Genomic DNA, 7,216 nt, shown 5'->3' on the forward strand with positions numbered 1-7,216 from the left:
GGGTCACGGCTGGACCGGGGCGGCGGCGGTGGTCCGGGTGATCTTCGCCGGGACCTGGCTCGGCCTGTTCGGCGCGGCCGTGCTCGCCGGCGAGGTGGTGGCGGCGCGGCGGGAGGCCGCCGCGGCCGGGGAGCGCCGGCGGCTGGCCGAGGAGCGGCTGTGGCTCGCCCGCGAGGTCCACGACCTGGTCGGGCAGAGCGTCACCAGCGTCTCCGTGCAGTCGGCCGCGGCACTGCACCTGCTCGGCGACAAGGCACTCGACGGGCCACCCGACCGGCCACCCGACGGGCCGCCCGACGAGTTGCGCGACGAGTTGCGCGACGAACTGCGCGAGGCCCTGCGGGCCATCCGCGACACCAGCGGGCAGGCCATGCGCGAACTGCGCGCCACGCTCGGCCGGCTGCACGGCGAGCGCCCCGGGCTGGACCGGCTGGACGCGCTCCGCGCCGCCATGACGGACGCCGGCCTGGACGTCACCGTCACCGTGGAAGGTCCGGCCAGGCCGCTGCCGGGACCCGTGGAGCACGCGGCGTACCGGATCGTGCAGGAATCGCTCACCAACGTGCTGCGGCACGCCGGGCCGGGCGCGTCCGCCCAGGTCAGGGTGGTGTACGGGAAGGAGCTGACCGTCGAGGTGACCGACTCGGGCGGCGGCGTACGGCATGGGTGAGGCGCACCGCGACGTGATCAGGGTGGGCCTGGCCGACGACCAGGCGCTGGTCAGGAAGGGCTTCCGCCTGATCATCGACTCCACCCCGGGCTTCACCGTGGTCGGCGAGGCGGCCGACGGCGGACAGGCGGTGGCGCTGGCCAGGACCGGCCGGCCCGACGTGCTCGTCATGGACCTGCGCATGCCGGAGATCGACGGGCTCACCGCCACCCGGCTCATCGTGGACGACCCGGCGCTGTCCGGCGTGCGCGTCGTGGTGCTCACCACGTACGCCGACGACGCCAACGTCTACGCCGCGCTCCAGGCCGGCGCGAGCGGCTTCCTGGTCAAGGACGTCGAGCCGGACGACCTGCTCAAAGGGCTGCGCGTGATCGCGGCGGGCGAGGCGCTGCTGTCGCCGGCGGTCACCGGCCGCGTCATCGCCGCCTTCACCGCCGGCCCGCGCCCCGGCGTCGTCCCGCCCGGCCTGGACGTGCTCACCGACCGCGAACGCGAGGTGCTGACCCTGGTCGCCACCGGCCTGTCCAACCAGGAGATCGCGGTACGCCTGTCCATGAGCCCGTTCACCGCCAAGACCCACTGCAACCGGGCGATGGCCAAGCTGGGCGCGCGCGACCGGGCCCAGCTCGTCGTGTACGCCTACGAGAGCGGGCTGGTCAGGCCGCGCCGCGGGTGAGGCTACTGCGATCGCGGTAGCCGGGAGACCGTGCTCAGGGACGACGTCCGGCCTGGTCGGCGGGCCGAGCATGGGGACATGAGACTGAGCACGTGGCCGCGCTGGGTGGCCGGCGCGGCGGCCGGATGGGGGCTCGGCCTGGTGGCGCTGACCCTGTCGTGGGCGATGGGCGGCGATTACGGCCGGCCGCTGGCGAACTTCCCGCTGCCCGCGGCGTTCTGGCAGGCGCTGCCCGTCCTGGCCGGGCTGGCGGCGATCACCCCGCTGACCGGGGCGCGGTCGGTCGCGGCCGCCGCCTCGCTGCCGGTTCTGGGCACGTTCGGGCTGGTCATGCACCTGGTGGCGGCGCTCGGCACGGGCCGCGTGGCGGACTGGCCGGCGCTGCTGGTCGGCCTGTACTGCGCGGTGGGGTCGCTGCTGTTCATCGGCACGGCGCTGGCCAGGTGGCGGGCCGGGCGCGGGCGGTGCCTGCGCTGCGGCCACGACCACGAGGGCGAGCCCGTACGGCGGCCCGCGCCCCCCGCCGTGCGCTGGACGGCCTGGCTCGGCGCGGCGGCCTTCCTGCCCTACATCGCGATGAAGACCGTCTGGGCCCTGGGCGTGCCCATCGCCGGGATGCGCGGGCCCGACCTGGGCGGCGGGACCGGGCTGAGCGGGCTGCTCGGCCGCCTGGGCATCGACCTCACCTCGATCATGGCGCTGCTCGGCGCGGTACTGAGCCTCGCGCTCGTCCACAACTGGGGACAGACCTTTCCCGCCTGGACGCCGTTCCTGGCCGGCCGCCGGGTGCCCAGATGGCTGCTGCTGACCCCGGCCTGGCTCGGCGCCACGAGCCTGGGGGTGTACCCGTTCGTCGCGCTGGCGCTGCTGCTGTCGGGCGCCGACCTGTCCGGGGCCGGCGGCGACATGACGTGGGTGGCCGTGGTCGGGCTGTCCGGGTTCGGCGGCTGGGGGATCACGGTCGGCGTGGCGGCGCTGTCGTACCAGCGGCGTACCAGGCCCCTGTGCTCCTCGCCCGTCAGATGACCGAAGGATTCCACAATGGTCAGGTCGCATTGCGCGACGGTGACCCGTTTGGGAGGGTGCGAGCGTGGTCCGCGCGCTCACCCTGGCCGGGTGCCCCGTGCACGAGCTGCTCGACCGCCAGACCGCCAGGCTGGCGCGGCGGCTCGTCCGGGGCTTCGCCGAGCAGATCCCCCTCTACCGGCGGCTGCCCCAGGAGGAGCTGGACGGCGACATCACCGGCATCACCGCGCACAACCTGCGGCTGATCGCCCGCATGTTCCGCGACGGGCACCCGCCCACCGGGGCCGAACTCGCGCCGCTGAGATATTCGGCGGCCCGCCGTGCCCAGGAGGGCGTGCCGCTCGAAGCCCTGCTCGCCGCCTACCACCTGGGCGCCCGCATGGTGTGGGAGCACCTGTTCGCCGCCGCCACGCCGGACGACTTCGACGACGTCCTGGCCGCCAACCGGCTCATCCTCGTCTACACCGAGTCGGTCACGGCCGCGGTGTGCACGGCGTACCTGGAGGAGCGCGAGAGCATGCTCAGCCACGAGCAGCACGCCATGCACGCGGCCGTGTCGGCGCTGCTCGGCGGCGACCGCGCGGCGCTCACCGGGGTCAGGCTCGCGCCGCGCTACCTGGTGCTGGCACTCGCGCTCGGCCGGCACCCCGACGAGGACTCCTCCGGCGGCTCCATCGCCGGACGGCGCAAGCTGCACCGCGTCAGGAGCGCGGTGCAGCGGCACGCGGCCGAGCCGGTGTTGTCCGTGCTCGACACCACCGGCGGGCTGGTCTTCCTGCCGCTCACCGGCGAGGCCGGGCCGGCGCGTGACGGCCGCGACCCCGAACGGTGCGCGATGGACGAGCTGGTCGCGGCGGCGGGCCGGGCGGCCGGGGTGCCGGTCACGGCGGCGGCCGAGTTCGCCCTGGCCGCCGACGTCCCCGCCGCCGCCAAGCTGGCCGAGGAGGTGCTGGAGGTGGTACGCCTGTTCGAGCTGCCGCCCGGCGTCTACCGGCTGGCAGACGTGCTGCTGGAGTACCAGCTCACCCGGTCGAGCGAGGCCACCGCGGTGCTCGCCGGGCTGCTCGATCCGCTGCTCGACAACCCCGACCTGCTCAGGACGCTCACCGCGTACCTGGACACGGGCCTGGACCGGCGGCGTACGGCGGAGCTGCTGCACGTGCACCCGAACACGGTCGACTACCGGTTGCGCCGGGCCGCCAGCCTCACCGGGCTCGACCCGATGGACTCCGCGCACCTGCAGCGCATCGGCGCCGCGCTGGCCGCCCGCCGTCGACTCGGCCGACCGAGCTGACGTCGGGCGGTGCCGCGTTACACCTGAGAGACCGCCGCGGTGACGATGGCGGCGAAGTTACGCATGCCCAGCGCGTTCGGGTGGAACGGGGTGGCCGGCGAGGTGGGCACGTACGGCTCGATCCAGCGCACGCCCGACGCGGCGCACGGGTCGTGGCCGGTGCTCGGGGTCTGGAAGTCGATGAAGGCGACGCCGGCCGCGGCCGCCTGCTCGGCCAGCATCTGGTTGAAGTACATCAGCGTGGCGCGGATGTAGTTGGCGTCCGACCTGATGATCGGGACGCGCGGGTAGCAGCCGTTCTGGCGGGCGTAGGTGGCGTAGCCGACCAGGTACACCCGGGCCTGCGGGGCGCGGGCGCGGATGTCGTTCAGCAGCGTGGTCATCCTGGGCCGAAGGGCGTCGGTCTTGAGCCGCCAGGTGTCCTGGCCGTTGGCGTCGCGGTAGTCGTCGTTGCAGGCGTCGCCGACGGGCGGGGGCAGCAGGTTCAGGCAGTCCTCGATGAACTTGGTCAGGCCGACGTCGTTGGCGCCGATCTGCACGGTGACCAGCGTGGTGTCCGGGCCGAGCGCGTCGAACTGGGGCGGGATGGTGCCGAGGTCGGTGTTCTGCGGCTGGTACAGGTGCGTGGTCCTGGCGCCGGAGCAGGTCACGTCGCGCAGGGCGGCCGCGCCGATGGCCGGGGCGGTCAGGTGCGGGTAGTTGCGGTCGGAGCGCCAGCAGCCGAGGTCGGGCAGGACCTGGTTGGGGATGAGCGGCCCGGCGGCGGCCGAGTCGCCGAGCGCCACGTAGACGTCTCCCTGGGTGGCCTGGGTGGCTTGTGCGGCGGCCGGGGGCGCGAGTGCGAGCAGCAGCGCCGCCGCGGCCAGTACGGTGATCATCCGTCGGACCATGAGGACTCCTTGGCGAGGGTGGGGGGTGCGGAATCCGGTGGGGATGCGGGAGGTCTGGCGCTCGGGTCAGCGGCGGAAGGGGCCCGTCACCTCGTAGGTGATGCCGCCGGTGCCCGCCTGTTCGCCGCTGGTGCCGCGTTGCGAGGAGAAGTAGAGCCTGGCGCCGTCGGGGGAGAACGCCGGGCCGGTGATCTCCGATCCGGCCTGGCCGTCGAGTCGCAGCACGGGCGCGACCACGCGGGCGGGCGTGATGATGTTGATCTCCATGTTGCCGCCGTCCTCGGCCACGTAGAGGTCTCCGGAGGGGCGGCCGGTGATGTTGTCGACGCCGTCCAGCGTGCCGGTGCCGTCGTAGACGGAGGTCACGGTCTGGCGGGTCGCGTCGTACGCCCAGACCTTGCGGTCGCCCTTGGCGGTGAAGTAGCAGACGCCGGCCGCGTAGTGGCAGCCTTCGCCGCCGTCGAAGTGCCTGGCGGCCGAGACCTGGTGCCGGGTCTGGCGGGCGAAGACGCCCGGCGTGGGGTCGGGCACCGGCCGCCACTCGACGCCGTCGCCGCCGGTGCCGCACAGCACGTCGAGCCTGCCGCTGGACAGGTCACCCCAGGTGGTGGGGGTGAAGCGGTAGAAGCAGCCGTCGCCCTCGTCCTCGGTCAGGTAGACGACCCGCCGGTCCGGATCGCAGGCGGCGGCCTCGTGCTTGAACCTGCCCATCGCGTTGCGTGCCTGGGCCGATCGGTTGCCGTACGGGTCGGTCTCGTAGACCCGGCCGCGGAAGATCTCCTCGCACGACAGCCAGGTGTTCCACGGGGTGGCGCCGCCGGCGCAGTTGAGGTTGGTGCCGCTGAGAATCCGGTAGGCGCGCTCGATCGAGCCGTCGGCCCTGAACTTGATCGCCGAGGCCCCGCCGACCAGCGGCACCTCGGAGTTCGACACGTAGATCCAGCCGGCGCCGTCGGGGAAGCAGGCGCCGCCGTCGGGCGCCGGGTGCCAGAGCGTGCCTCCCACGCTCCGGCCCGAGCGGGCGACGATCCTGCTGCTGAATCCGGCGGGTAACGCCACGCCGTTGGCGTCGGGGGCGCCGAGCGGCCCGTACGGGCTCTCGCCCGCGGCCACGGACGCCACCGCGTCGTGCCAGACCGCGCCGGAGAAGGCGACGGCCGAAACGGCTGTGAGGAAGGTACGGCGGCGCATCGGGTCTCCACGGCTCGGGGAGTTGAAGTCGCAGACACACGATGAGCCAAGCTCGCATTGTTGTGAACTGGACCGGACGGTAAATCCGTCCGGTCAAATCTGTGACGCCTCACAAACCGGTTGGCCGCTTGACGAACCCCCAACCCAGCCCCAGGACCGCGACGACGGCGTAGGCCGCGGGCAGGATCCAGGCCAGCGCCTCGCCCGGGGGCACGCCCAGCACCGTCGCGAAGTTGCTCACCGCCAGGTACGCCATCACCGCCAGCGCGATCGCGGCCAGTACCGGGATGACCAGCCGGCGCGGCACGCTCTCGCCGCTCGGCCGCCGCAGGAAGAACGCGATCACGGCGATCGAGGTCACGAAGATCAGCAGCAGCACGCCGAGGCCGCCGAACGTGCCGCCGTAGAAGAACAGCTGCACCAGCGGGTCCCAGCCCATGACCGCGTACAGGGCGATCACGGCCAGGCCGAGCACGGTCTGCGCGATCGAGCCGGCCCGGGGCGCGCCGTTGCCCGCGCCGGTGCGCGAGAAGACGGCAGGCAGCACCCCGTCGCGGCCGAGCGCGAAGAAGTAGCGCGAGGTGGTGTTGTGAAAGGCGATCATCGCGGCGAACACGCTGGTCACGAAGAGCACCCGGCCCACGTCGGCCACCACCGGGCCGAGGTGGTCCGCCGCCACGGTGAAGATGGTCTCCGCGCCCTGCTTCCTGGCGGTGTCGACGACGGCGTCCTGGCCGATGGCGACGGTCATCGCCCAGGCGGACAGCGCGTACAGGCCGGCGATGATCGCCACGGACGCGTACGTCGCGATCGGCACGGTACGCCGCGGGTCGCGGGACTCCTCGGAGAACACCACCGACGACTCGAACCCGACGAACCCCAGCGTGGCGATGACCAGCAGCGCGCCGACCCCGTTCACGAACAGCGCGCTCGGCGACAGCGACTCGGTCGCCAGGCCGGCCACCGGGTTGGCCAGGTCGGCGACGTCGAACAGGATGATCACCGCCACCTCGGCGGTGAGCAGCACGGCCAGCAGGCGGCCGTTGACGTCCACCCGCAGCAGGCCGAGCACCCCGACCAGGGCCCAGGCCACCAGCGACACCGTCCACCACGGCGGCGTGGCGCCCAGCCAGCGTTCGAGCAGCGGCGCGGTCGCCGCGCCGAACGCGCCGTACAGGCCCACCTGCAACGCGTTGTACGCGATCAGCGCCGACCAGGCCGCGGCCACGCCGGCCGGGCGGCCCAGGCCGTGGGTGATGAAGGTGTAGAAGGCGCCGGCGTTGGCCACGTGCCTGGCCATCGCCACGTAACCGACGGCGAACAGGGCCAGCACGACGCCCACGACCAGGAACGCGATCGGCAGCCCGGTGATCCCGGTGACGGCGTAGCCGGTGGTGATCACCCCGGCCACGACGGTGAGCGGCGCGGCGGCGGACAGGACGAAATAGACGACGGAGGGGGCGCCGAGC

General features: G+C 73.5%; 7 protein-coding genes. 4 read left to right on the forward strand and 3 right to left on the reverse strand.

Features of this window, described 5'->3' with window-relative positions; all coding sequences use genetic code 11:
• From HII36_RS51880 to HII36_RS59050, 4 genes are all read left to right on the forward strand, one after another.
• On the forward strand, window positions 1-670 hold a 670-nt coding region (locus tag HII36_RS51880; protein ID WP_236005037.1), incomplete at its 5' end, for a sensor histidine kinase.
• A 13-nt stretch (window positions 671-683) separates the two neighbouring features.
• A complete protein-coding gene (locus HII36_RS51885; protein ID WP_456238035.1) occupies window positions 684-1,346 on the forward strand; it encodes a response regulator in 663 nt (220 codons plus the stop codon).
• 78 nt (window positions 1,347-1,424) lie between these two features.
• On the forward strand, window positions 1,425-2,372 hold the full coding sequence (locus tag HII36_RS51890; RefSeq protein WP_173530800.1) for a hypothetical protein: 948 nt from the start codon (window positions 1,425-1,427) through the stop codon (window positions 2,370-2,372).
• Window positions 2,373-2,436: 64 nt separating this feature from the next.
• Window positions 2,437-3,666, forward strand: a complete 1,230-nt coding sequence (locus HII36_RS59050; RefSeq protein WP_173530801.1) for a PucR family transcriptional regulator — start codon at window positions 2,437-2,439, stop codon at window positions 3,664-3,666.
• 17 nt (window positions 3,667-3,683) lie between these two features.
• On the opposite strand, the gene HII36_RS51900 is transcribed toward HII36_RS59050, so the two are convergent.
• The 3 genes from HII36_RS51900 to HII36_RS51910 form a co-directional block, all read right to left on the reverse strand.
• On the reverse strand, window positions 3,684-4,556 hold the full coding sequence (locus HII36_RS51900) for an SGNH/GDSL hydrolase family protein (RefSeq protein ID WP_173530802.1): 873 nt from the start codon (window positions 4,554-4,556) through the stop codon (window positions 3,684-3,686).
• A 66-nt stretch (window positions 4,557-4,622) separates the two neighbouring features.
• Window positions 4,623-5,747 carry an alkaline phosphatase PhoX gene (locus HII36_RS51905; RefSeq protein WP_173530803.1) on the reverse strand — a complete coding sequence of 375 codons (1,125 nt, stop codon included), beginning with the start codon at window positions 5,745-5,747 and terminating at the stop codon, window positions 4,623-4,625.
• A 109-nt stretch (window positions 5,748-5,856) separates the two neighbouring features.
• The coding region (locus tag HII36_RS51910) for an APC family permease (protein WP_217371034.1) at window positions 5,857-7,216 on the reverse strand (1,360 nt) is incomplete at its 5' end.

The sequence above is a fragment of the Nonomuraea antri genome (genome assembly GCF_013283785.1).
Taxonomy (GTDB): domain Bacteria; phylum Actinomycetota; class Actinomycetes; order Streptosporangiales; family Streptosporangiaceae; genus Nonomuraea; species Nonomuraea antri.

Coding starts and splice junctions, on each gene's coding strand:
- HII36_RS51905 (WP_173530803.1), bottom strand. CDS start 5,747: ATGCGCCGCCGTACCTTCCTCACAGCCGTTTCGGCCGTCGCCTTCTCC.
- HII36_RS51890 (WP_173530800.1), top strand. CDS start 1,425: ATGAGACTGAGCACGTGGCCGCGCTGGGTGGCCGGCGCGGCGGCCGGA.
- HII36_RS51900 (WP_173530802.1), bottom strand. CDS start 4,556: ATGGTCCGACGGATGATCACCGTACTGGCCGCGGCGGCGCTGCTGCTC.